Source organism: Bradyrhizobium sp. BEA-2-5 (genome assembly GCF_032918025.1).
GTDB lineage: Bacteria > Pseudomonadota > Alphaproteobacteria > Rhizobiales > Xanthobacteraceae > Bradyrhizobium > Bradyrhizobium pachyrhizi.
On record NZ_CP136629.1, the window covers coordinates 4,920,134 to 4,942,972 of the forward strand.

Below are 22,839 nucleotides of genomic sequence, written 5' to 3' on the forward strand. Positions count from 1 at the left end.
CCGGCGAGCAACGCGCAGCGTGGCAATCCGGCTCGCAGCGAGCGGCGGGTGAGGATTTTCATCCACGCTCCGTGACGGAAAAATTCGCCAGATATTTGCTGGTCGCCTTGTACATCGGTGCTTGCGTCCAGCGAATAAAGATGGCGTCGTTGTTGTTGCCGTTCTCGAACGCCTTGTAACGGAACTTGCCCTCGCCGGCATAAAAGCGATCCATGGCAAAAGCCATGTGGCGCTTTGCCAGACTTTTATCCCCGTAGGCCAATGCGGTCATGATGCTCTGTGCGACATCGTGGGAATCGATTGGCCAGGTCTGCTCGGGACTCCAACGCGGCTTGTCGTCGTCGATCAACTGGGCCTGCATATAGCCCCAACCACGCCCGATCGCATCCGCGATACGTTGGTCTCCCATTGTCGCGTTGACTTCGATAAGCCCTTCGATGATGTAGCCGGTGTGCCGGCTATCGATGATCGTGTCGACAGGGTGATCGCGGAACGCCGGCGCATAGAACCAGGATCCATCCGGATTTTGATGGTGCACGGCGAACAAGGCTGCCCGCCCGGCAAGCACGACGAGTTCGTCGCGATCAAGCACCCTTCCCGCCCGGGCCAGCAAGCCTGCGGCTGCAACACTTGCATTGATTATCAGACGCGTGTCGCCCGGACCAAAATAGACACATGCGCCTTCGGGCAACTCGATCATGCCCGCCTCCTCCAGCATGAAACGTATGCCGGATTCGAGCAGCGCCAGCCCCCGGTCGCGGTCGAGCAGATGGATGGCATCGAGGAGACCGGTCAACACAATGGTGGACGTAATCGTGGTCGGCCAATGCTTCGGGTGCTTTCCCGTTCCTCCCCAGTTGAACGGCAAACCCCAAGCTGCATTGCGAGCCAGCGGGCTACGCGTGTCCTCCAGCAGGGTCAGCAACCTCGCCGCTCGTCGACGCGAAACCTTGCCGTCGGGTTGGCGAGCTTCACCCGCGAGGCTGTCTCCGAGTGCTTGTGGCATGACAATGGCCGGGGCCGCCTGGAACAGGCGTTTCGGGATCAGAGCATGGTAGGGCTTGAGCGTTCGGCGGGCAAAGTGCATGAGCGGCCCGATGATAGGTCGGCCGCCAACCTGGGAAATAATGTTGTCCAGCTGATAGGGATCGTTGCCGGCATAGTCGTTTTGCTCGAGCCAGTTGCCGAGAGCATCGGACGCTGCGCGAACACGGTCGAGCAGATCCCGATCCGAAGCCGGACCTTGACCGGTCATCATGCGTGGAGGCCTTCTACAAAAAAGCGCGCTGTAGCCATTTACTCTATCGTGTGTGCAACAGGCTAGGCCGCTACCGTTGCCCGACCAGAATCTTCAAGTGCCGCAGCCGTACTTTTCGCATCAGCCAACCGGTGAGTTCGACATTGCGAAACAGCAGATCGGAGCGAACGACCGGTAGCGATTGGCCTACCGCTTCCTTGCTGGAGACTGGATCGACGGCGCGAGCCGCACGCTCCAGCGTCGTAATCTCTCCGTCAAAGCGACCGACGCAGTCGGCCAGTAATTCATCGAGAACCGCACAAGCGCGTTCGTCCGGCCGAAACCCGCGTTCGATATCTATCAACGAATAGGAATGCAAGAACAGCACGATGATTTGCTGATCGGACGCCAAGACGGCTTCGATCTGGCGGCGCAACTCGCCGGGACTGCACCAGTCCGGATCGAGCTTCTTCGTCAGCGACAGCAGGCGGGCCGGTCCAATCGCAAGATCGCAGCGCGTCACGGTCACGGGAACTTCGAGCAGATCGCCATGCCGAACAACGGCGTTCGCTGTGAGCGGGGGATGATTGAGTCCGCAGTGCGGATAGCCGTAAAAGACACTCGAATCGATCTCGATGCCATTTTGCTCCAGGGCAGCGAGCGTATCGTAGTTGGCGCCGTAGCCGCCGGCGCGATGGCTGACAGGCGGTCGGCCGGTCCAGGATTCAATCAGCGCCACCCCTTCGGAGATGAACCGGCGCTGCTCGTCGAGCGACAGCGTCTTCATCGTCTGCGCCATTCCGTATCCACGCTTTCCCTCCGGAAACGCCGGATGGGTGTGCAGGCCAACCTCATGGCCACGCTCGGCGATCTCGCGTGTCACGCCGGCAACGAGCTCCTCGCTGACGGTCCGGCGGTTCTGGACATCGACAAAGAAGGTGCCGCGGCCGCCGTGTCGTTCGAGGATATCCATGATGCGCGGAGTTGCGTAATCGCGCCCGGCGTTACGGCCCCGATAGGTGTCGATCGGAGGCCGCGGCTCGAAGAAGTCCTCGACGTCTACGGTCACGACGAATTTCGGGCGCTGTCGTCCCGGCTTCATTTCACTGCCTGTGCAATCACAAGGTGGAAACGGGCGCGGCGTCCGAATGTCGGATGCTTTGCAAGCCAATGATCAAGGCTCTGCGTGGCGTCGATCAGGCCCGACATGACCGGAAACAAGGGCGGCCAGATGTTCAGCGGAAATTCCGGCACGAAATCGGGAATGAGCCGCATTCCGGATATCTCTATCATCTTGAAGCGGCCCTGCAGCAGACGCTCGAGCTCTTCGCGAGAGAACAAGACGCGGTGATAGCTCGACGCCCCCTTCACGATGCGCTGCACAAGCTTCGCGAGATAATATGGCGAGTAGTAAAGATAGCGCGAGAAGCGTGCTGTCTCCTGGCTGTTTATGATCGTTGCGCAGAATGTACCGCCCGGCCGCAGCACTCGACGGATTTCATCGAGCGCAGCGTTCAGGTCGGGAAAATTGTTGGGGGCCGTGCACGATACGACCAGATCAAAGCTATTGTCCGGAAACGGCAACGCCATCGCATCGCCAATACCGTAGGTTGCCGGGAGGCCGCCATTCAGCGCCCGCGCATGGGCGATCATTTCGGGGCTGAAGTCCGCACCGTGCACGGTGAAATCTCCGCCCTGATCTCGCTTGCTTTGCGCAAGCCATCGCGTCAAACGCCCCTCGCCGCAGCCAAGGTCGAGGATATTTGTCGCCGCCGCAACGAGCGGGGCCATGGCTTCCCGCTCGAGCCTGTCGGTGTAAACCTGAATGGGGCGGGCTCTGAGCGCAGTGTAGTTTTTCGCCTGCAGGTTGTAGAAGCGGAGCGTTTCCTCGTTCATGGAGTGCGATCCGCGCCTGCCCGCCGAAATTGATTCTGACGCATCTTATTGATCTTACTGAATAATATGGCGCAACCCGTTTGAAGACGCGAATCCGCGGGCTTGGCCTGCTGCCCCTTCGCCGGCACCAAAGTCGAAAATGCAACAAATTCAGACACGAGAGCCAGAAAAATTGGAGCCGAGCGCGATCTCCTGACCGACGCGTCGGTGGACAGCCTATTGACGAAACTGCAGATACCGCATTCAAGCAGGGTGGTTCAACCTGGAACAGAGGCTTAAGCAGGTTCCCCAACCGGCCTACAACTCACGAAGCCGCGCCGCGGCGGGAAATGCGCATGTATAAATCGAAGACTGTCGCGGTTGTGGTGCCTTGTTACAACGAGGAAAAACTGATCGGCCGCGTCATCGAGACCATGCCGGAATTTGTCGACCACATCGTCTGCGTGGACGACCAGAGCCGCGACCGCACCGCCGAGATCGTCGAGCGCTATTCTGCCGCGCAACCCGAACGCGTCATACTGATTCGGCTGCCCAAAAATGAAGGTGTCGGTGGGGCGATCGCCGCCGGTTATCGCTGGGCGCGCGACCACGACATCGATGCGACAGCCGTCATGGCCGGCGACGCGCAAATGGATCCCGGCGACCTGCACGCACTGCTTGAGCCCGTCATTGCCGATGAAACCGATTACGCCAAGGGAAACCGGCTCTTCACCGGCGAGGCGTGGAACCTGATTCCGCGCGTTCGCTACATCGGTAACGGATTGCTTTCGATGTTGACCAAGATCGCCTCCGGCTATTGGCACGTGGCGGACTCGCAGACCGGTTACACTGTGGCCAACCGGAAGGTGCTCAAGACGCTGAACCTGGACGACATCTACAAGCGGTACGGGATGCCGAACGACATGCTCGTGAAACTGAATATCTTTGATTTCAGAGTACGCGACATCCCGATCAAGCCGATCTACGGTATCGGCGAACAATCGGGCATCAAGCCAATTCGCCTTGTGCCGAGGCTGTCACTGTTGCTCGTGCGATTGTTTGCCTATCGCATGCTGCAGAAATACATCATCCGCGACTTTCATCCGTTGGTGCTGTTCTATTTCACGGGCGCTGTTTTACTGTCCCTCGGCATGCTCGTCGGACTCTACGTTGTGATGCATCGGCTCTTCATTGGATTCGTGGCAGACAACACACCGCTTTTCACGACATTCCTTGTCTTGATGGGCTGGCAATCCGTCATGTTTGCCATGTGGCTTGACATGGAAATGAACAAGCACCTGAAATAGATCGAGCGACGGCGAGCGGTTGCGATGTGCGGCATTTTCGGAGTGATTACGAGCCCGGGCGCGCTTGATCGCGAGATCATGGAACGCGCCGTCTCACGGCTGTTCCTCCTGTCGGAAACGCGCGGCAAGGAATTGTCCGGGCTCGCCATCATTGGGCCGACCACCGTCACCTTTCGCAAAAGCGCGCAGCGTCCGCGCGATTTTCTCTCCTCGACAGACTTTTCTCCCTTCTTCAAGGGCGCTCTGGACACGCTCTACAAGTCTCGCGAGCCCATCGCTGTCTTTGGACATTCGAGGCTCGTCACGAACGGCACTCAAAACCTGCACGCGAACAACCAGCCGGTTCTTGCCGGCGGCATCCTGGGCGTTCACAACGGCATCATCGTCAATGACGAAGATCTGTGGCGAACCATAAACACGGCCGAGCGGCAGGCCGAAGTCGACACCGAAGTGATGCTCCAATTGCTCCGCCAGCATCTCGATCGGGGCGAATCCCTCGCCGACGCGATGAGTTCGACGTTCCGCAGGTTGCTTGGGACGGTTTCGACCGCACTCGTGTTCGACGACCTCAACTGCATGGTCCTCGCAACGAATAACGGCTCTCTTTATGTGGCGCCGAGCCCGGCCGAGGACACAATCGTCTTCGCCTCCGAGCGCTACATTCTGGAGGAATTCCTGACCACGCCAGGCCTGGCCTGGCCTGCGCGTCCAGACGCTATCCGACAGATCAGGGCTGGTAGCGCATTGCTGATCGGGCTCGATACGCTGGTCAGCCACGAGATCGATCTTGGGACCGACACCAAAGAGACGCCGGCGATCGCCCCGCGGCGGCGCGAGATCCGGGACGACACACCCGCCAAGGTCCGCAACGCCACGACCTTCAATTCGATGCCCGCAGTCAGGCTTGGCAACTTCTCGCGCTTCGAAATCGATCCGCAACCGATCAAGGCATTGCGCCGGTGCACCCGCTGTATTTTGCCGGAAACGATCCCTTTCATCGCTTTCGACGCAAGCGGCGTCTGCAACTTCTGCCAGAGCCACCAACCGAAGACCTATCTAGGGCGTCCTGCCCTGGAGGCCGAAGCCAACAAGCTGAAGGCACGGCGCAACGGCGCCTCCGCCGACTGCCTCATCACGCTGAGCGGAGGACGCGACAGCAGCTTTGGCCTTCACTACGCGGTGCGTGAGCTCGGCCTGAAGCCGATCGCCTACACCTACGACTGGGGAATGATTACGGACCTGGCGCGCCGCAATCAGGCGCGGATGTGCGGGGCGCTCAAGGTCGAGCATATTCTCGTCTCGGCCGACATTGCCGAAAAGCGGGCAAACATTCGTCGCAACGTCTCTGCTTGGCTCAAGCGGCCGTCACTTGGAATGGTCCCCCTCTTCATGGCCGGCGACAAGCAGTATTTCTACTACGCCAACAACCTCGCGAAAAAGCTTCACCTTGAAGCTACGGTGCTCGCTTCCAATCCGCTGGAGAAGACACATTTCAAGGCCGGCTTTTGTGGTGTGCCGCCCACCCTTGGACACCGGCCGTCACAATTCGCGCAGCTTCAGATGGCGAGCTACTACGGCAAGGAATTTCTGCTCAACCCGCGCTACATCAACAAATCGCTTCTCGACACCGCCGGCGCCTTCTTCAGCTACTATTCGATCAAGCACGAATATCTCCGACTGTTCGACTACATTCCCTGGGTCGAGAGCGAAGTAAACGACACGCTGATCGATCAATACGACTGGGAGACCGCCAACGATACGCGCTCGACCTGGCGCATCGGAGATGGGACGGCTGCTTTCTATAACTACATTTATACGCGGGTCGCGGGCTTCAGCGAGAACGACACCTTCCGCTCGAACCAGATTCGAGAGGGCGTGCTCGATCGAGCGAGCGCGCTTCGTCTCGTCGAAATGGAGAACATCCCGCGCTTCGAATCGATCGCGTGGTATTGCGGCGTAATCGGTCTCGATCCAACCGAGGTGCTGGAGCGCATCGCTCAGATCCCAATGCTCTATCCCAGCAAAGTTAACAAGAGCGATGCACGTTCTGTTTGATATCGGCCATCCCGCGCACGTTCACCTTTTTCGAAACGTGGCGCAGCGCATGCAGGCGCGTGGCGACAAGATCACCGTCACAATCCGTGATCGCGGCATTATCGGTGGATTGCTCGATCACTACGGCCTGCCCTATACCGTCGCCTCGAAGCCGCGCCGGGGCCTTGTCGGCAGCGCCATCGAGCTTGCGATCCACAACTGGCAGGTCCTGAAAGCCGCGCTTCCAGACAGACCGGATTTCCTTGTCGGCACGTCTGTATCGGTTGCTCACGTCGGCCGCGTCATTGGCAGGCCCTCGATCGTCCTGAACGAAGACGACGCCGATTACGTGCCGCTGTTCGCGAAGATTACCTATCCTTTCGCAAATCGCATCGTCATACCGGCGGTCTTGCGGGACAAAAAGACCGCGAAGGTACGGACTCACGACAGCTATCATGAGCTGGCCTACCTCCACCCGAACCATTTCAAGCCCGACCAGGACGTGGTCCGCCTGTTGGGAATAGAGCCTCGCGAGCCATACTTCATCATACGGCTGGTTTCGCTGACGGCTCATCATGACGCCGGCGAGCGCGGGCTTTCCGAGGCTCAGGTTCTTCGATTGATTGCGTTGCTCGAACCGCATGGCCGCGTCTTCATCAACGCGGAAAGCTCCATCGCTCCGCGCCTTCAGCCATACGCTCTGAAGGCTCCGCCCGAGAGCATGCATGATCTTCTGGCTCATGCGAAGATACTGATCAGCGACAGCCAGACGATGACGATGGAGGCGGCTTTGCTCGGTCGCCCCGCGATCCGCTGCAATAGCTTCGTCGGGCGCTGCTCCGTGATCGCTGAACTGGAGCAGCGGTATCGGTTGGCCTGGGGCTTCAAGCCCCAGCAGTTTGAGGAACTGGTGACCCTCGTGTCGGGGATGGTCGCTGATCCAGCATTGGAAGCAACGATGGCGCAGCGGCACGCGCGGGTACTGGCCGAGAAGGTCGACCTCACCGACTGGCTGCTCAAGCAGTTTGATAGTGGCTTTGCGTGATGGCCGGTCGCGCGTGTTGAGGTCAGGCGTCGAGATCTAGCTTAGTCTCGCCGGAAGCGACCGCTATCGCCGAGGTCCAGCGATTCGATCGGCGCCTCGAACTGTCATCGCCCAAGCCGAGAAGATAGCAGCGCAACCCTGCAGGTCCGCGCGACCAGTCATTCGACAGCGCCTTGCCGGGGCCGGACGCGAACGGCGGCATTCCCGGGCACCACCCGGTAAAAGCCTAATGATTTCAGATGGAAACTTGGGTTTGTGGTGCGCTCGGAGGGACTCGAACCCCCACGATTTTACTCACTGCCACCTCAAGGCAGCGCGTCTACCAGTTCCGCCACGAGCGCTTGGGATGCCGGATGGAACCCCGAAGGCACCGCCGGATCGACGGGGCCATGTAACAAATCACGGATGCAGGGACAAGGCGATTAATGCGGGAATTAACTGCGAACCCCGGGAGATTTCGGCAGCATCTGCTTGACCTCGACCGCGATCCGGTTGCGATCGACCAGCACGACGCCGGAAGCAACAGGCAGATTATTGGCCAAGACCTTGACCTCGTCGGCCTCGGTGGCATCCAGCTCGATGATGGCGCCGCGGGAAAGACGCAATACTTGATGGATCGGCATGGTGGTCGTCCCGAGGACGACCATGAGATCCACGGTGACTTTATCGAGAGTGGGCACTTCTGAACCGCCGAACGGGAACTAGATTGTGGGTTCACCTGACCACGTTAGGGTTAGCTAATGGTTAACGACCGCCAAAACCTCGATTTGACGACCTTTGCGCGCTCTTCGGGCGGCGAAGCGGTCGAATGGCGGATTTCGGACCGCGCGGTGCCCTACCCCAATTCGCTCGCCGCAATGGACGATCGGGTGGCGAAGATCGCAGCGGGCTCGGCCCCCGAACTGGTATGGCTGCTGGAGCACCCGCCACTGTATACCTCCGGCACCAGCGGCAAGGCCGACGATTTGCTCGCGCCGCGCTTTCCGACCTTCCAGAGCGGACGCGGCGGCCAGGTCACCTATCATGGCCCAGGCCAGCGCGTCGCCTATGTGATGCTCGACCTCAAGCGGCGCCGGCCCGATGTGCGCGCCTATGTCGCCTCGCTGGAAGAATGGATCATCCGCACCCTCGCTGCCTTCAACATTCGCGGCGAGCGGCGTGAGGACCGGGTTGGCGTCTGGGTCAGGCGGCCCGACAAGGGAGCGGGCCACGAGGACAAGATCGCCGCGATCGGCGTCCGCCTGAAGCGCTGGGTGTCGTTCCACGGCATCGCCATCAATGTCGAGCCGGAGCTGTCGCATTTCGCCGGCATCGTGCCCTGCGGCGTCGCCGATCCCCGCTACGGCGTCACCTCGCTGGTCGATCTCGGGTTGCCGGTCACCATGGCCGATGTCGACGTCGCGCTCCGGCAGGCCTTTTCCGAGGTGTTCGGCGACACCGCAGCGCGCCTGCCGGAAGCGACGTCATAGGCTTCACGCCGCCTTCTGCGGCGCGACCTCGAGCTTGCCGGCGATGTAGCGCCGCTCCTGGGTCAGGCCGCCAAAACCGTAGGCATCGCCCTTGACCTCGTCGACATGGGCGTAGCTCTCGGTGTGGAGCGGCCCGAGCAATTCGCCCATCCGCTTGAACAGCGCCGCGAGATAGGCCGCCTTCTCGTCCTTGGTGTTGGTGCCTTCGGTGACGTGGATGTCGATCCAGTAGCTTGCGAGCTTCTGCTCGGCGAGCGACTTGCCGCCCGCGAACCAGTCGCCCGCGTCCACGGACCTCACGATGATGGCGGTGACCTTGGGATCCTTGTGCAGAATTCCGGCGGTCAGGTCCGACACGGCGGCGGCGATGTCGGATTTCAGCGACGGCCTCTCGCGCGAGGTCGCGTCGGTGACGGTGATGAGCGGCATGATCGGTCTCCTTGAATCCGGTTGGCGCGGGTCAATCGCGCCTCCTCTAGCTAGACCTTCGCGCATCATCTTGGTATCTTATCTAGATTGATAGCAATGATAACGATCATTGATCATGACCACCACGCTCGATATCGACACCGTGCAGGCCTTCCTCCTGGTCGCCGAGCTGCAAGGCTTCACCCGCGCAGCCGAGGCGCTTGGCACCACGCAAGCGGCGATCAGCATGAAGTTGCAGCGGCTCGAAACGGTGCTGGGCAAGCGGCTGGTCGAGCGCTCGCCGCGCGCCGTGCGGCTGACCGCCGACGGCGCGGCCTTCCTGCAGCACGCCCGCGCGCTGATCGAGGTGCATGATCGCGCGCTGGCCGGCGAGAAGCCGGCGCGGCAGCAGCTCACGCTCGGGATCAGCGATCACGCCGCGGGCCCGGAGCTGGTGCCGCTGCTGGAGCGGCTGCACGCGATGGCCTCCCAGCTTGCCCTCTCCGTGACCATCGGCTTCTCGCGCGAAATGCTCGATGCTTACGATTCCGGCGAGCTCGACGCCGTGATCGTGCGCCAGGAGGGCAGCCGGCGCGGCGGCGAGAAGCTGACCGAGGATGAATTCGGCTGGTTCGCCGCCAAACGCTTCGTCTGGCCGCGCGGCGAAGCACTGCCGCTGGCAACGCTCGCCCCGCCCTGTGGCGTCCGCGCCATCGCCGTGCGTGCGCTGGACAAGGCCGGCATCGCCTGGCGCGAGCGATTTGTCGGCGGCGGTGTCACGGCGGTGGTGGCGGCCGCGCTTGCAGGGCTTGCCGTCGCGCCCCTCGTCCGGCGGATCGCGCCTCCGGGCTTGGTCGATCTCGGGCCGGCGCACAAGCTGCCGAGACTCGGCAGCTCGAAGGTGATGCTGCATTCGAAAGTCGGCGATCCCGCCAAGCTCGCGGCGCTGCGCGCGGTGGCTGCGACGTTCCGGAGCCTGGCGTCTGCGGCATAGGTTGAACCTCGCAGCGGTTCACATCGAGTCTTCGCCTGTCGCCAGTTCGCGCATGACGAAGCAGTAGGTCAGGCCGGCGACAAACCCGGCCACGACGAACAGGCAAACCAGTCCGGATGTCCAGACAGCCGGGGATCGTAGAAGGACAGTGATGCTCAACGCGCCGATCGCCGCGCCTGCGCAGGCGAAAAATCCCGCGGCCCTGATATGGAACTCCTCAGTGAACCAGACGACGATCGCAGTGGGAATTGCCGTGAGCAGACAGGTGATGACGAAGACCGCGGCCGACGGAAGCAGCATCACGACGATGCCGTAGAGCAGCCGCGCGACATCGCCGTGCGACGTCATCATCAGAACGGTCTGACCGACGGCGGAAATCACCGCGGTCACGGCACCACAGCCCGCAAGCCAACCTCCGAATGCACGGGAACAGGTGCTGCACATCGAGGCCTCCTCACAGGATCGCATCGAACGCGCTGCGCAAGGTTTCGTGCCGGAACACAAAGCCGTTGCTCAGCGCCTTGTTCGGCAGCACGCGTTGGCCGCCGAGCAAGAGCTCGTCGGCGAAATCGCCGCCAACGGCGCGGAGCAGCGCCGCCGGCACGCGGAAGATCGCCGGCCGGTGCAGACGGCGTCCGAGCTCCTCGGTGAATTTCGTGTTGGTCACCGGGATCGGCGCGGTCGCGTTGACAGGACCGGATAGTTCAGGTCTCGCAATCACATGCGCGATCAGGCGCACGAGGTCGTCGCGCTCAATCCACGACATCCACTGCTTGCCCGAGCCGAGCGGGCCGCCAAGCCCGAACTCGAACGGCGTCAGCATCCGCGTGATGAAGCCGCCATCGGAGCCGACCACGAGACCGATGCGCAAAAATGCCACCCGCACGCCGTGATCCGCGGCCGGCTTCGCCGCATTCTCCCAGGCCTCGCACAATTCGTGACTGAAGCAGGCATGGGATTTCGCCGACTCCGTCAGCACCTGGTCCTGCCAGAGTCCGTACCAGCCGATCGCGGAGCCACTTACGAGTACCGATGGCTTGCGTTCGAGGCGCGCGATCAGCTTGACCACATCAGACGTCATGTCGATACGTGAGGCGATGATCTTGTGGCGCTTGGCCTCGGTCCACAGGCCGTTGCCGATCGGCTCGCCCGCGAGGTTGACGATGGCGTCGATCCCGGAGTCGGCGGGCAATTGGTCGAGGCTCGTGATCAGCGTCACCGGCGGCGGCAGCATGTCGGCCTTTGCCGGATTGCGGATCAACGCAATCACCTGATGGCCAGATGCGGTGAGGCTCGCGACCAGGCGGCCGCCGATGAAGCCGGTGGCGCCGGTGACGAGCACGGTCTGCCGCGCCGGCAATTTCCCGACCAGCGTCGCGGCCGGCACGCTGGCCATCCGTCCGAGGCGTCTGGCCGCGGCAAAGTCGCGCGCGCCGAACAGCGCGGCGCCGAAGGCCGCAGCCGTCGCGAACAGACTTAGCGGACCCGAATAGGCCGGCGCGACGGCGGTCGGCAGCATCGCCCAGCCGATCAGGACCGGCACCAGCAGCACGAGGATGGCCCCATAATTGATCGCCAGCAGCGTGTGATTGATCCGCTCGCTCGGCGGCAGCTTTCGGCTCAGATCCTCCTCGACGAAATCCATCAAGGTGATGACGACCTCGACGACGAGGACGGCCATGATCGCGATCGCAAGGATGCCGTGCGCTTGCAGCCAGCCGAGCACGAGAAACAGCAGCGCATAGAGCATGTTGCGCACGCTGTGCAGTTGGAGCTCGTGGCGCTGCGAGGGACGCCAGGCCAGCCGCTCGGTGAATTCGTGGTGATAGAACGTATCGAATGCGCCCATCGCAATCTGGATGGCGACAAGCGTCCAAAGCAGCGGCGTCATGGCGTGGCCTCCCTGAACACGGCGGACTGACGGATCAGCCGGCCGAAACGCGGGTGGATGATCTCCAGCGTGAAGCGGAAGTAACCGCAGCCGAGATCGGAATGGGTCACGGTGAGATCGCCCGGCGTAAGCCATTCGGGCAGCGGCAGGCGAAACGGACCGAGTTGCAGCGAATAGTCGACGCTGCGAAACACCAGCGCCTCGTGCTCGACCGCGATCCGCAGCGCCATGCTGACGCCGAAGCCGACATACTCCTCGAGCCCGGTCGAACCGGCAAAGCGCTTGGCGGAATGAATCACCTGCGGGAAGCCGTCGCGGCGCGCGCAGATGCGGGTCCAGACCTGGCCGCCGCTTGCCGCGTCCTCGGTGACGGTGACGATCATCGGCACGCGCGTTTCGGTACCGGTCGGGAATGGTCCGCCGATCAGCCGTGCGGCCTGCGCCAGCCACCAGCCGATGCGGCTGCACGCGGCTTCCTCGACCTCGCCAACATAGACGACGGTGTTGCCGTCTTCAAACCGTTTCGAGAAGCGCCGCCAGATCGCAACCGGCAGGCGGCCCCAATCCTCGTCCGACAGCAATGCGCGGAAGCGATGGTCGTCGAGCAGCTTTGTATCGGAAGCCGGCGCTGTCTTTAAGGTGGATATCCTTGCTGACGCCATCGCGTACTCCCGTTACGCCGCGGCCTTTATTTGGCCCTGCCCGTGGGCAGGAAACTCACAATCTTCTCGCCGAGCTTGATCAGCGCGACCAGGCGCGGCCGCGGCACGTTCAGCATCTGCGTGTACCAGCGGTCGACCAGTTCGGTGAATGTCAGCATCTCCTTCAGCCGCTTGCTGGCGAGCGGGCTGATCGCGGGATCGTCGGCCGCGTCGGAGACGCAGGCGCGCAGCGCCGCAAGCGCGGGATCGATCTCGCGCTCCTTGCGCCCCGCCGCGATCTTGGCCGCGACCTCCCAGATGTCGGTCTCGGCCTCGAAGTGGTCGCGGCGGTCGCCAAGGATCGGCACCCGCCGGATCAATCCCCAGGACAACAGCTCCTTGATCGAGTTGGAGACGTTGGAGCGCGCCATGCCGAGTGTGTCGGCGATGTCCTCCGCCGTCATCGGCGCCTCGGCGAGGTAGAGCAACCCGTGGATCTGGCTGACCGAGCGGTTGACGCCCCATTCGTCGCCCATGTCGCCCCAATGCAGAATGAAGCGCTCGACGACGGCGGGAAGTTTTTTCTTGGCGGTTATTTCTGTCATAACAGAAATATCAGATGGTTCGGAGCAGAAGTCAAGGCTGGCTATACGGTCCACGACGGCGCACGAGACATGGCAGGTCTCCTGACCTATCCGCGCCCCGGCGAATGCCGTGCGTCAAAGGTGAGGAGTTTTCCTTTGTGGCCCCCGCGCTCCTCGTCCAAGCTGATCCGCGGGGATGATTGGGCCGTGCACCGGCTTGCCCGCGTCGCGGCCGCAAGGGAGATTGCGCATGCCAGCGTCCGACAAGGAGTTCGTTGGGTCCATTCCAGAGCTTTACGACCGGCTCCTCGTGCCGATGATTTTCGAACCCTACGCACGCGATCTGGCGCAACGCGCCAAGGCTCTTGGCCCGCGCCACCTGCTTGAGACGGCAGCCGGCACCGGCGCCGTCACCCGCGCGCTGTCGTCCGTGCTCGGCAGCGACACCAGGATCGTGGCGACCGACCTGAATGAGCCGATGCTCGAACGAGCGAAGTCACAGATGCCAAGCGGGACCGCAATCACCTGGCGGCAGGCCGATGCACTGAACCTGCCGTTCGACAATGCGAGCTTCGACGTCGTCGCCTGCCAATTCGGCGCGATGTTCTTCCCCGACAAGCCCAAGGGTTATTCGGAGGCGCGCCGTGTGCTGAAGCCGGGCGGCCGTTTCCTATTCAACATGTGGGGTCGCATCGAAGACAACGAGTTTGCCGACGTGGTGACCCAGGCATTGGCGGAGGTCTTTCCGGCCGATCCGCCGCGCTTCCTGGCGCGCACGCCTTATGGCCACTACGCGGCCGACCCGATCCGGGCCGACCTTGCAGCCGCGGGCTTCAGCAAGATCGAGATCGACGACGTCCGGCTGCAAAGCCGGGCCAATGCGCCTCATGATCCTGCGATCGGCTTTTGCCAGGGATCACCGTTACGCGGCGAGATCGAGGCGCGCGGCGGTATCGGCCTTGATGCTGCGACCGAGCACGCCGCGTCGGCGATCGCGCGCCGCTTCGGCAACGGCGCGATCGAAGGCCGGATTCAGGCGCTGGTGATCTCAGCGGTCGCGTAACGACGCGCGCTTCAGATCGTGGGCAGGACCGAGAACCGCTCCCCTGCCCGGCGCTGGTTCAAAAGATCGGAATTGCCAGATGCGGCGTGCACGGCAGCGACGCGCGCCGAGAACGGACCGCGGCCACATGCCGTGATCATTTCGGTGACGACGTCGTCGGGGCCGGCGAACAGCGCCTCCACGCTGCCGTCGCGACGGTTGCGGACCCAGCCTTCGAGGCCGCTCGCCGTCGCCTGATACTCGACCCAGGCCCGATAGCCGACGCCCTGCACGCGTCCGCGGATGGTGACGTGGCGGATCACGCCGCTCATTTCTTCAGACCGAGGAACTCGCCGCTGCGCGCCTTGGTCTCCGCCTCGCGCATGACGCGGCCGGTCAGTTCGGCTGAGGCAATGCCCTTGAGGTTCTTCGGCGAGGTGCCTTCGCGCAGCGCCTTCAGCGTCTCGTAGACGGCCTGGGTTGCGGCCGCGAATGGCGCGTGGCCTTGCAGCGCGATCCTGACGCGCCGGCCTGCCAGATAGTCGAGTGCGGTCATCTCCTCCGGCGCGCCGCCGAGCACGATCGGCAGCGTCGTCGCGGCCGAGAGCGCCTCGAGCTCGGCGCGCGACTTGATGCCGGTGAAGAACAACGCATCGACCCCGGTGGCCTCATAGGCCTTGGCGCGGGCGATCGCATCGTCGAGACCGGTGATCGAGACGGCGCCGGTCCGGCCCAGGATGATGAGCGACGGATCGCTGCGGCCGCCAAGAGCCGCCTTCATCTTGCCGACGCCTTCCTCGAGCGGGATCAGCTGCGTCTTCGTCTCGCCAAAGGCAGCCGGCAGCAGCGTGTCCTCGATGGTGAGGCCGGCCGCGCCCGCCATCTCCAGCTCCTGCACCGTGCGGCGCACATTGAGCGCATTGCCGTAGCCGTGATCGGCATCGACCAGAACGGGGAGTGTTGCGGCCCGCGACATCCGCCGCATCTGCTCGGCAAGCTCGGTGAGCGTGATCAGCGTGACATCGGGATCGCCGAGCACGGCGAGCGAGGCCACTGATCCCCCGAACATGCCGAGCGGAAACCCGAGGTCCTCCGCAATGCGGATCGAGATGGCGTCGTAGACCGAGCCGGGGCGGATGCAGATTGATCCGTTGAGAATCGATCGCAGGGCTTCGCGGCGTTTGCGGAAGGCCATGATGTGTCTCCATCCACGTCATTGCGAGGAGCGAAGCGACGAAGCAATCCATCTCTCATCATATGAGGCTGGATGGATCGCTTCGCTGGCGCTCGCAATGACGGTGCTAAGCGAACTCCAGGATCAGCGCGTCCACCGCGAGCGTCGCGCCCGCGCTGGCGTGGATCTTCTTCACGGTGCCGTCCTGCTCGGCGCGGAGCACGTTCTGCATCTTCATGGCTTCGACCACCGCCAGCGTCTCGCCGGCCTTGACCTCCTGCCCTTCGGTCACCGCGATCGAAACCACGAGGCCGGGCATCGGGCACAGCAGCTTCTTGCCGGTGTCGGAGGCCGTCGTCACCGGCATCAGCCGCGCGGAAGCCGCCTCGGCCTCGGTCCAGACATAGACCGGCACCTCGACGCCCTGATGCGCAAGGCGGATGCCGTTGTTGATCGACCGCACCTGGACGGCGACAAAGTTGCCGTCGATGGTGCCCTGCCAGACCGGCTCGCCCGGCACCCAGCCCGACACCAGATTGTGCGGATTGCCAGGGAGCCCGTCGGCGGCAATGAAGCGCACCGCGATGGCGTCACCCTCGCGGGCGACATCGAGCGCGATCTCGGCGCGGTCGAGCCAGACCGAGCGGCGTCGCTCTCGCTGCACGATGCGGCCGCCCATCTGGCCCGAGATCTGCCGCTTGCGCTCACCGAGCACGTGATCGATGGCGGCGCCGACCGCGGCGATCCGCCGCGCGACCTCGCCTTCGGGCACGCGCACCGCAAAGCCCTTGGGGAATTCCTCGGCGATGAAGCCGGTCGAGAGCCGTCCCTCGCGCCAGCGCGGATGGTGCATCAGCGCCGACAGGAACGGGATGTTGTGCCTGATGCCGTCGACGTAGAACGAATCCAGCGCGGTCGCCTGCGCCTCGATCGCCGCAGCGCGCGACGGCGCATGGGTGACGAGCTTGGCGATCATCGGATCGTAGTGGATCGAGATCTCGCCGCCCTCCTGCACGCCGGTGTCGTTGCGGATGGTGATGCCGTCCTTGCTGGCTTCCGCCGGCGGGCGATACTTCACGAGCCGCCCGATCGAGGGCAGGAAGTTGCGGAACGGGTCCTCGGCGTAGAGACGGGACTCCACCGCCCAGCCGGTCAGCGTGACGTCCTTCTGCGCGAAGGCGAGCTTCTCGCCGGCGGCGACGCGGATCATCTGCTCGACGAGGTCGATGCCGGTGACGAGTTCCGTGACGGGATGCTCGACCTGGAGGCGCGTGTTCATCTCCAGGAAGTAGAAGCTCTTGTCCTGCCCTGCCACGAACTCGACCGTGCCGGCGGAATCGTAGTTCACGGCCTTGGCCAGCGCGACCGCCTGCTCGCCCATCTTGCGGCGGGTGGCCTCGTCGAGCAGCGGCGACGGCGCTTCCTCGATGACCTTCTGGTTGCGGCGCTGGATCGAGCATTCGCGCTCGCCGAGATAGATCACGTTGCCGTGCTTGTCGCCCAGCACCTGGATCTCGATGTGGCGGGGATCGACGATGAACTTCTCGATGAAGACGCGGTCGTCGCCGAACGAGGCCTTGGCCTCGGCCTTGGCGAGGTTGAAACCTTCCGCGACCTCCGAGGTCGAATGCGCGATGCGCATGCCCTTGCCGCCGCCGCCGGCGGAGGCCTTGATCATCACGGGATAGCCGATCTCGTCGGCGATCTTGACCGCGTGCTTGTCGTCCTCGATGACGCCGAGATAGCCCGGCACGGTCGAGACCTTGGCATTCGCCGCCGCCTTCTTGGATTCGATCTTGTCGCCCATCGCCGCGATCGCGCCCGGGTTCGGGCCGATGAAGACGATGCCGGCCGCTTCCAGCGCGCGCGGAAACGCCTCGCGCTCGGACAGGAAGCCGTAGCCGGGATGCACCGCCTCGGCGCCCGTCTTGCGGCAGGCCTCGACGATCTTCTCGATCACCAGATAGCTCTCGGCCGCCGCCGGCGGGCCGATCAGAACGGCCTCGTCGGCCATCTCGACATGGAGGGCGTCGCGGTCGGCCTCGGAATAGACCGCAACCGTCTGAATTCCCATCTTGCGAGCGGTCTTGATGACCCGGCAGGCGATTTCGCCGCGATTGGCGATCAGAATCCGTTTGAACATGCTTTTCTTGCTTGGGCGTTTTCGGACTTCGAATTGTCCATTTGGCAGGATTCCTCCCCGCGCAATCCGGCACGGGCGATTGGGCGTAACCACTCCGTTGGTACAGCAAATTGCCCCGGAGGCAACGGTCTAATGCAGACCCTGCCCGCTGCCCGGCCAGTCCATGGTCAGTCCTCGGCGGTAGCCCGAGGGGTATTTCAGCCCGAATAGGTCTTGAAGCGGCCACGCGAATGAGCCTTCGCGACGGCCTTCATCAGCTCGCTGACCTCGTTCTCCAGGAATTCATTGGCCACGATCAGCGCCCGGATGGTGGCGCGCAAATTCCCGCCGCAGGCGGAAATGGCCTGATCGACAGCGGCTTCCAGCCCGTCATCGTCGTCAGATTCGGGCCGTGCAGACATGATGGGGTATCCGGGATTCAGGTGGTGCGTCATGTTCCTATTTTGTTCTCATCAAGTCAATCGGATCTTTAGATCGGACGCGGTCTCCTCGGCCGCTTTTCTCTTCCGCCACCAGCGCGGGAGGCCATGCAGGGTCCAGATGTCGGTGACGATTTCGGCGAGGACCTTGATGATGAACTCGGCCATGCGCATCCCTTCAATGCCACTGTCCGGCCGTTCTACCTCGCGGAATGCCGATTGGGACGTGACGATGCGCACGCCCCCACTCGCGAACAGTCCTTGGTTGGATCGTACCGGCTTGTGCTAGAAGTTCGGCTGCCCGCCAAAGATCTGAAGTTGAGAAAATGCGGTTTCGAAATCCGGTCGCCACGACGCTTCTCCTGGCCTTCCTGTCTGCAACCACCAGCCTGACTGCAACCGCAGGCCCGACGGCCATTGCGGTCATTAAGGACGCCGGCACCGTTCAGCTCGGCAACACAACCTATCGGCTCGACGGCATCGACGCGCCGGCGGTCGATCAGCTCTGCATCGACGAGCACGCCGACGTCTGGACCTGCGGGATCGAGGCGCGCGACCAGCTGACCAGGCTGATCGGCGGCAAGCCAATTCACTGCGACGATATCGGCGTCGATCCGACCTTCAAGAAGCGCCGCCTCGGCGTCTGCAAGATCGAGGGCGATCCGACCAGCCTCAGCCAGGTGCTGGTCCAGAAGGGCTACGCCCTCAATGTCGAGGGGTCGGCCACTGGCCGATTCAAGCCGGATGAAGCCACCGCCAAGGACAATCGCGCCGGGCTCTGGAAGGGCTGCTTCGTGGCGCCGCGCGATTTTCGTACGGCCAGGAAGGATGGCGCCCTGCTCGGCAACGCCTGCCCCGCCGACCGTGACACGCAGATCCGCAATGCGCTCTTCCCCGACGACCTGCCGATGCCGCCCAGTTGCAGCATCAAGGGCAAGCTTGCGGTGCGCGCCCGCGTCACCGGCAATATCGGCATCTATCACCTGCAGGCGTGCCGCAGTTACCCGGGCCTCGGCAATCCGGATCGCTGGTTCTGCTCCGAAGAGGATGCACAGGCGGCCGGGTTCCGCCGGGCCTATAATTGCCGTTCGCCCAAAGCCAAATGAAGAACCAGTGAAGGGCAAGTGATCGCGATAAATCAAGCTGGCAAAGCCGCCTCGTCCTGTGTGAGACTGCACCGAGAGGTTGCCGGCGCGTATGACCCCATCCGATCCCGCTGATGTGCTTCCCGAAGCTGCGGCAGCCGAACGGCTGCGGCAGCATCTCGAGGAGATCGCGCGCGAACGCGATCGCGCCCATCGCGAGCTCCAGGAGCGCGAGGCGGAGCTTGCGCGGATCCAGCGCATCGCGCGCGTCGGCGGACTCGAGATCGATTTCCGCGACGGCGTGCGCAACCGCCGCTCTCCCGAATATCTCCTGGTGCATGGGCTGCCGCCCGAAGAGGTCAACGAGACCTATGAGAGCTGGGTCGCGCGCATCCACCCCGAGGATCGCGAGCGCACGATCCGGCACCTGTTCGGCGTGCTCAAGGCCGGCAGCGAAGACTACAGCGCCGAATACCGCATCATCCGTCCCAGCGACGGCGAGACCCGCTGGATCCGGGTCGTCGCCAAGATCGAGCGCGACCGCAGCGGCCGTGCGCTGCGGCTGGTCGGCGCCGATCTCGACGTCACCGATCAGATGCTGGCGCAGGAGACGCTGCGCGAGAGCGAGGAGCGCTTTCGGCTGATCGCTGACAGCGCGCCGGTGCCGATCTGGGTCACCAAGCTCGACCGCAAGCGGTCCTTCGCCAACCGGGCCTATGTCGACTTCCTTGGACTGCCGTTCGAGGAAGCGATCGTGTTCGACTGGCGCAAGGCGCTGCATCCGGATGACCTGCCGCAAATCCTGCAGGAGCAGATCACCGGCGAGCTCTCGCTGAAGCCATTCGTGCTCGAGGCCCGCTATCGGAACGCCGCAGGCGAATGGCGGTGGCTTCGATCGGAATCGCAGCCGCGATGGGACCCGACGGGCAAGCATATCGGCTTCATCGGCGTCGCCCACGACATCACCGTCGCCAAGCAGGCCGAGATCGAGCTCCGGCAGCTCAACGAGACGCTGGAACAGCGCATCCTGGAGCGAACCGCGCAGCTCGAAATCCCGCGAAGCGCAGACGCGCGCGATCCTGGAAACCAGCCATCAATACCAGATGCTGCTCAACCGCGATGGCGGCCTGCTCTACACCAACCAGACGGCGCTGGCCGGCATCTGTACCGATGCCGCCGACGTCGTCGGCAAGCCGTTCTGGGACACGCCGTGGTTCGCCGCGACCGAGGGCATGCCGCGCGTGATCCAGAATGCCTTCGCGACCGTGATGCGCGGCGAGGAAGTCACGATCGAGATGCAGCTGCGCCTGCCGATCGGCGAACGCTATTTCGATTTCGCGATGCGGCCGCTGCAGGACCAGCACGGCACCATCGTCGGCGCGGTGCCCGAGGCGGTTGACGTCACCGAGCGCCGCCGCGGCGAGGAAGCGCTGCGGCAATCGCAGAAGATGGAGGCGATCGGCCAGCTCACCGGCGGCGTCGCGCACGACTTCAACAATCTCCTCACCATCATCCGCTCTGCCACCGACTTCCTGCGCCGCCGCGAGCTGCCGGAAGAACGCCGCCGCCGCTATGTCGACGCCATCTCCGAGACGGTCGAGCGCGCCTCCAAGCTGACGGCACAGCTTCTGGCGTTCGCGCGACGGCAGCCGCTCAATCCGGAAGTGTTCAATGTCGGCACGCAGGTCGACAGCGTGACGCAGCTGATCCGCCCGCTAGTCGGCGTGCGGATCCACATCGAGGTCAGGATCGAGGATTCCGACTGTTTTGCGATCGCCGACATCGGCCAGTTCGAGACTGCGCTGATCAACCTCGCCATCAACGCCCGTGATGCCATGGATGGCGAAGGCCAGCTGACGATCGGCGTCCGGAAGGTCAAGAATATCCCCGCCCTGCGCGCCCAGGCCTCGCGCAGCGGCGATTTCGTCACGGTCTCGATCCAGGACACCGGCACCGGCATCTCGCCGGAACATCTCGACTCGATCTTCGAGCCGTTCTTCACGACCAAGGAGGTCGGCAAGGGCACCGGCCTCGGCCTCAGCCAGGCCTTCGGCTTCGCAAAACAGTCCGAGGGCGACATCGCGGTCACCTCCACGCCCGGGCACGGCGCGACCTTCACCATCTATCTGCCGCAGGCGATGCGCCCGGCGGACGCCAAGGTCGCAGCCCGCGCGGGCACCGAGCAGGCTTCGATCGGCCGCGGCTATCGCGTCCTCGTGGTGGAGGACAACGACGATGTCGGCCAGTTCTCCACCGAGCTGCTCGAGGATCTCGGCTATTCGGTCAAGCGCGCGGCCAATGCCAATGCCGCGCTCTCGATCCTCTCGGAGAACGAATTCGCCGCCGACCTGGTCTTCTCCGACGTGATCATGCCGGGCATCAACGGCGTCGAGCTCGCCGGAATCATCCGCGATCGCTTTCCTGGCCTGCCGGTGGTGCTGACCAGCGGCTACAGCAATGTGCTCGCCGAGAACGCGCACAGCGGCTTCGAGCTGATCCAGAAACCCTATTCGGTCGAGGCGCTCTCGCGGACGCTCCGCAAGGCGATCGCCGAACAGCGGGCGACCGCTTCCAAGCCCTGATCCTGCCGCCGGCCGCGCTCTACTGGATCACGACATGTGCGACGCCGAGCTGAAGGATGCCGAGCGCGCGGGCCGCCGTGGTCGACACATCGATGATCCGTCCGCGAACGAACGGGCCCCGGTCGTTGACGCGGCACCGGATCGATTTTCCCAGATACGAGACGGTGATCATGCTGCCGAATGGCCGCTTGCGATGCGCGCAGGTCATCTCGCCACTCCTGCCGATGCCACGATAATAAGACGCAAGGCCACTCTCTGCGTTTGCCATGCACGAGGCAAACAGCAGCATGGCCGCGGACGTTGCTGCGGTTTTCATTGGTCGCCTGCCGGTCGAGCCCCGCAAGGGAACGCGGTTCCACGATTTCGGTTCCGCGCCTTAGCGTCGGCAGGTCGATTTTTAGGAACTTTCGGCGGAAAGCGTCAGGCGGTCGCGACGGGATCGATCAGGGCAATGCCGAGCTCGGGCCGCTTGCGCCGGCGAAGCCTGGCGGGGGCTTCCGTGACCACAACCTCCAGCGTCGGCCGAACGATGCCGGCAAGCAGATGGCCGCCGCGTGTCGATCCATCCGACAGTCCGAGCACGATGTGAACATGCAGGCTGGCCTTGCCGTCGTCGCCGGTCGCGATATCGCCGATCGCGCACAGCACCTCGCATTGCTCGTTGATCTCGATCTTCCGGTAGCTCTTGGATGCGAAATCGAACCAGCCGACGGTTGCCCGCTCGAACGCGCCGATCGCGGTGAGCGATGCCGCCGTCACCTTCGCATCATTGGCGAACTTCGTCAGCGCGCCGAACGCTTCCTCGCCGCTATCGAGCACGACGACGTGAACCTGCGCGCTGGGCGCATCGGATACGAGTTTGCTTTTCATGGACCGCCTCGCCTCTCAAGAGCTTCCACTCTCAATCGG

The 22,839-nt window shown here is 63.4% G+C and carries 23 protein-coding genes, 1 tRNA gene and 1 pseudogene; 8 read left to right on the top strand and 17 right to left on the bottom strand.

Annotated elements, in window-relative coordinates; translation table 11 throughout:
- Positions 1–58: 58 nt before the first annotated feature.
- The 3 genes from RX327_RS23080 to RX327_RS23090 all read right to left on the bottom strand — a co-directional run bounded on the left by RX327_RS23080 (position 59) and on the right by RX327_RS23090 (position 3,133).
- The gene (locus RX327_RS23080; protein ID WP_050385723.1) at positions 59–1,258 is read right to left on the bottom strand and encodes a hypothetical protein; all 1,200 of its coding nucleotides are present in this window, start codon (positions 1,256–1,258) and stop codon (positions 59–61) included.
- A gap of 70 nt (positions 1,259–1,328) precedes the next feature.
- Positions 1,329–2,306, bottom strand: coding sequence for a polysaccharide deacetylase family protein (locus RX327_RS23085; RefSeq protein ID WP_160321773.1), 978 nt, complete (start codon positions 2,304–2,306; stop codon positions 1,329–1,331).
- A 29-nt stretch (positions 2,307–2,335) separates the two neighbouring features.
- On the bottom strand, positions 2,336–3,133 hold the full coding sequence (locus RX327_RS23090) for a class I SAM-dependent methyltransferase (protein ID WP_050385721.1): 798 nt from the start codon (positions 3,131–3,133) through the stop codon (positions 2,336–2,338).
- A gap of 335 nt (positions 3,134–3,468) precedes the next feature.
- Between RX327_RS23090 and RX327_RS23095 the strand changes: the two genes are divergently transcribed.
- Genes RX327_RS23095 through RX327_RS23105 form a run of 3 tightly spaced genes read left to right on the top strand, consistent with a single transcriptional unit; the run spans position 3,469 to position 7,498 of the window.
- Positions 3,469–4,419 (top strand): glycosyltransferase family 2 protein, encoded by a 951-nt coding sequence (locus RX327_RS23095; protein ID WP_050385720.1) that lies wholly within the window; start codon positions 3,469–3,471, stop codon positions 4,417–4,419.
- Positions 4,420–4,443: 24 nt separating this feature from the next.
- Complete coding sequence (locus RX327_RS23100) at positions 4,444–6,474, top strand: hypothetical protein (RefSeq protein ID WP_317247216.1); 2,031 nt, start codon at positions 4,444–4,446, stop codon at positions 6,472–6,474.
- Entirely contained in the window at positions 6,458–7,498 is a 1,041-nt protein-coding gene (locus RX327_RS23105) for a DUF354 domain-containing protein (protein ID WP_063779928.1), read from the top strand. The genes RX327_RS23100 and RX327_RS23105 overlap by 17 nt, the downstream gene beginning before the upstream one ends.
- A 256-nt stretch (positions 7,499–7,754) precedes the next feature.
- Here RX327_RS23105 and RX327_RS23110 read toward each other — a convergent pair.
- Together RX327_RS23110 and RX327_RS23115 are read right to left on the bottom strand one after the other, a co-directional pair.
- Positions 7,755–7,839 (bottom strand) — tRNA-Leu (locus RX327_RS23110).
- A 93-nt stretch (positions 7,840–7,932) separates the two neighbouring features.
- Complete coding sequence (locus RX327_RS23115) at positions 7,933–8,178, bottom strand: FliM/FliN family flagellar motor switch protein (RefSeq protein WP_317247217.1); 246 nt, start codon at positions 8,176–8,178, stop codon at positions 7,933–7,935.
- A gap of 60 nt (positions 8,179–8,238) precedes the next feature.
- Between RX327_RS23115 and lipB the strand changes: the two genes are divergently transcribed.
- Entirely contained in the window at positions 8,239–8,967 is a 729-nt protein-coding gene (lipB, locus tag RX327_RS23120) for a lipoyl(octanoyl) transferase LipB (protein WP_317247218.1), read from the top strand.
- A 3-nt stretch (positions 8,968–8,970) separates the two neighbouring features.
- Here lipB and RX327_RS23125 read toward each other — a convergent pair whose 3' ends face one another.
- Positions 8,971–9,396 (bottom strand): 4-oxalocrotonate tautomerase family protein, encoded by a 426-nt coding sequence (locus tag RX327_RS23125; protein ID WP_317247219.1) that lies wholly within the window; start codon positions 9,394–9,396, stop codon positions 8,971–8,973.
- Between the two features lie 115 nt (positions 9,397–9,511).
- Here RX327_RS23125 and RX327_RS23130 point away from each other — a divergent pair, with 115 nt between their 5' ends.
- Entirely contained in the window at positions 9,512–10,369 is an 858-nt protein-coding gene (locus RX327_RS23130; RefSeq protein ID WP_317247220.1) for a LysR family transcriptional regulator, read from the top strand.
- A gap of 18 nt (positions 10,370–10,387) precedes the next feature.
- Here the strand turns inward: RX327_RS23130 and RX327_RS23135 are convergent, their stop codons facing one another.
- The 4 genes from RX327_RS23135 to RX327_RS23150 all read right to left on the bottom strand — a co-directional run bounded on the left by RX327_RS23135 (position 10,388) and on the right by RX327_RS23150 (position 13,506).
- A complete protein-coding gene (locus RX327_RS23135; RefSeq protein ID WP_050385715.1) occupies positions 10,388–10,759 on the bottom strand; it encodes a hypothetical protein in 372 nt (123 codons plus the stop codon).
- 64 nt (positions 10,760–10,823) lie between these two features.
- On the bottom strand, positions 10,824–12,260 hold the full coding sequence (locus RX327_RS23140; protein WP_317247221.1) for a TIGR01777 family oxidoreductase: 1,437 nt from the start codon (positions 12,258–12,260) through the stop codon (positions 10,824–10,826).
- Positions 12,257–12,922, bottom strand: a complete 666-nt coding sequence (locus RX327_RS23145) for a DUF4166 domain-containing protein (protein ID WP_050385713.1) — start codon at positions 12,920–12,922, stop codon at positions 12,257–12,259. The genes RX327_RS23140 and RX327_RS23145 overlap by 4 nt, the downstream gene beginning before the upstream one ends.
- Positions 12,923–12,948: 26 nt before the next feature.
- Positions 12,949–13,506 carry a GbsR/MarR family transcriptional regulator gene (locus RX327_RS23150; protein ID WP_038385827.1) on the bottom strand — a complete coding sequence of 186 codons (558 nt, stop codon included), beginning with the start codon at positions 13,504–13,506 and terminating at the stop codon, positions 12,949–12,951.
- 229 nt (positions 13,507–13,735) lie between these two features.
- On the opposite strand from RX327_RS23150, the gene RX327_RS23155 reads away from it, so the two are divergent.
- On the top strand, positions 13,736–14,548 hold the full coding sequence (locus RX327_RS23155; protein ID WP_050385712.1) for a class I SAM-dependent methyltransferase: 813 nt from the start codon (positions 13,736–13,738) through the stop codon (positions 14,546–14,548).
- A gap of 11 nt (positions 14,549–14,559) precedes the next feature.
- Here RX327_RS23155 and RX327_RS23160 read toward each other — a convergent pair whose 3' ends face one another.
- The 5 genes from RX327_RS23160 to RX327_RS23180 all read right to left on the bottom strand — a co-directional run bounded on the left by RX327_RS23160 (position 14,560) and on the right by RX327_RS23180 (position 18,503).
- Positions 14,560–14,859: an acylphosphatase gene (locus tag RX327_RS23160; RefSeq protein WP_317247222.1), complete on the bottom strand. Its 300-nt coding sequence runs from the start codon at positions 14,857–14,859 to the stop codon at positions 14,560–14,562.
- Positions 14,856–15,722 carry an isocitrate lyase/PEP mutase family protein gene (locus tag RX327_RS23165; RefSeq protein WP_317247223.1) on the bottom strand — a complete coding sequence of 289 codons (867 nt, stop codon included), beginning with the start codon at positions 15,720–15,722 and terminating at the stop codon, positions 14,856–14,858. Before RX327_RS23165 ends, RX327_RS23160 begins: the two co-directional genes overlap by 4 nt.
- A 106-nt stretch (positions 15,723–15,828) precedes the next feature.
- Positions 15,829–17,844, bottom strand: coding sequence for an acetyl/propionyl/methylcrotonyl-CoA carboxylase subunit alpha (locus RX327_RS23170; protein ID WP_317247224.1), 2,016 nt, complete (start codon positions 17,842–17,844; stop codon positions 15,829–15,831).
- A 197-nt stretch (positions 17,845–18,041) separates the two neighbouring features.
- Entirely contained in the window at positions 18,042–18,245 is a 204-nt protein-coding gene (locus RX327_RS23175) for a hypothetical protein (protein ID WP_157348769.1), read from the bottom strand.
- A gap of 51 nt (positions 18,246–18,296) precedes the next feature.
- Positions 18,297–18,503 carry a hypothetical protein gene (locus RX327_RS23180; protein WP_152977723.1) on the bottom strand — a complete coding sequence of 69 codons (207 nt, stop codon included), beginning with the start codon at positions 18,501–18,503 and terminating at the stop codon, positions 18,297–18,299.
- 86 nt (positions 18,504–18,589) lie between these two features.
- Between RX327_RS23180 and RX327_RS23185 the strand changes: the two genes are divergently transcribed.
- The gene (locus RX327_RS23185; protein ID WP_317247225.1) at positions 18,590–19,369 is read left to right on the top strand and encodes a thermonuclease family protein; all 780 of its coding nucleotides are present in this window, start codon (positions 18,590–18,592) and stop codon (positions 19,367–19,369) included.
- A gap of 91 nt (positions 19,370–19,460) precedes the next feature.
- Positions 19,461–21,930 (top strand): annotated as a pseudogene (locus tag RX327_RS23190) (PAS domain S-box protein).
- 19 nt (positions 21,931–21,949) lie between these two features.
- Here RX327_RS23190 and RX327_RS23195 read toward each other — a convergent pair.
- Complete coding sequence (locus RX327_RS23195; RefSeq protein ID WP_310885847.1) at positions 21,950–22,138, bottom strand: septal ring lytic transglycosylase RlpA family protein; 189 nt, start codon at positions 22,136–22,138, stop codon at positions 21,950–21,952.
- Between the two features lie 212 nt (positions 22,139–22,350).
- Positions 22,351–22,800: a PPC domain-containing DNA-binding protein gene (locus RX327_RS23200; RefSeq protein ID WP_050385707.1), complete on the bottom strand. Its 450-nt coding sequence runs from the start codon at positions 22,798–22,800 to the stop codon at positions 22,351–22,353.
- Between the last annotated feature and the right edge of the window lie 39 nt (positions 22,801–22,839).

What these genes read in the sequence shown, in the direction of transcription:
- RX327_RS23080 (WP_050385723.1), bottom strand. Translation starts at nt 1,258, where the DNA reads ATGATGACCGGTCAAGGTCCGGCTTCGGATCGGGATCTGCTCGACCGT.
- RX327_RS23090 (WP_050385721.1), bottom strand. Translation starts at nt 3,133, where the DNA reads ATGAACGAGGAAACGCTCCGCTTCTACAACCTGCAGGCGAAAAACTAC.
- RX327_RS23095 (WP_050385720.1), top strand. Translation starts at nt 3,469, where the DNA reads ATGTATAAATCGAAGACTGTCGCGGTTGTGGTGCCTTGTTACAACGAG.
- RX327_RS23100 (WP_317247216.1), top strand. Translation starts at nt 4,444, where the DNA reads ATGTGCGGCATTTTCGGAGTGATTACGAGCCCGGGCGCGCTTGATCGC.
- RX327_RS23105 (WP_063779928.1), top strand. Translation starts at nt 6,458, where the DNA reads ATGCACGTTCTGTTTGATATCGGCCATCCCGCGCACGTTCACCTTTTT.
- lipB (WP_317247218.1), top strand. Translation starts at nt 8,239, where the DNA reads ATGGTTAACGACCGCCAAAACCTCGATTTGACGACCTTTGCGCGCTCT.
- RX327_RS23125 (WP_317247219.1), bottom strand. Translation starts at nt 9,396, where the DNA reads ATGCCGCTCATCACCGTCACCGACGCGACCTCGCGCGAGAGGCCGTCG.
- RX327_RS23130 (WP_317247220.1), top strand. Translation starts at nt 9,512, where the DNA reads ATGACCACCACGCTCGATATCGACACCGTGCAGGCCTTCCTCCTGGTC.
- RX327_RS23140 (WP_317247221.1), bottom strand. Translation starts at nt 12,260, where the DNA reads ATGACGCCGCTGCTTTGGACGCTTGTCGCCATCCAGATTGCGATGGGC.
- RX327_RS23145 (WP_050385713.1), bottom strand. Translation starts at nt 12,922, where the DNA reads ATGGCGTCAGCAAGGATATCCACCTTAAAGACAGCGCCGGCTTCCGAT.
- RX327_RS23150 (WP_038385827.1), bottom strand. Translation starts at nt 13,506, where the DNA reads ATGACAGAAATAACCGCCAAGAAAAAACTTCCCGCCGTCGTCGAGCGC.
- RX327_RS23155 (WP_050385712.1), top strand. Translation starts at nt 13,736, where the DNA reads ATGCCAGCGTCCGACAAGGAGTTCGTTGGGTCCATTCCAGAGCTTTAC.
- RX327_RS23160 (WP_317247222.1), bottom strand. Translation starts at nt 14,859, where the DNA reads ATGAGCGGCGTGATCCGCCACGTCACCATCCGCGGACGCGTGCAGGGC.
- RX327_RS23165 (WP_317247223.1), bottom strand. Translation starts at nt 15,722, where the DNA reads ATGGCCTTCCGCAAACGCCGCGAAGCCCTGCGATCGATTCTCAACGGA.
- RX327_RS23170 (WP_317247224.1), bottom strand. Translation starts at nt 17,844, where the DNA reads ATGTTCAAACGGATTCTGATCGCCAATCGCGGCGAAATCGCCTGCCGG.
- RX327_RS23175 (WP_157348769.1), bottom strand. Translation starts at nt 18,245, where the DNA reads ATGTCTGCACGGCCCGAATCTGACGACGATGACGGGCTGGAAGCCGCT.
- RX327_RS23185 (WP_317247225.1), top strand. Translation starts at nt 18,590, where the DNA reads ATGCGGTTTCGAAATCCGGTCGCCACGACGCTTCTCCTGGCCTTCCTG.
- RX327_RS23195 (WP_310885847.1), bottom strand. Translation starts at nt 22,138, where the DNA reads ATGACCTGCGCGCATCGCAAGCGGCCATTCGGCAGCATGATCACCGTC.
- RX327_RS23200 (WP_050385707.1), bottom strand. Translation starts at nt 22,800, where the DNA reads ATGAAAAGCAAACTCGTATCCGATGCGCCCAGCGCGCAGGTTCACGTC.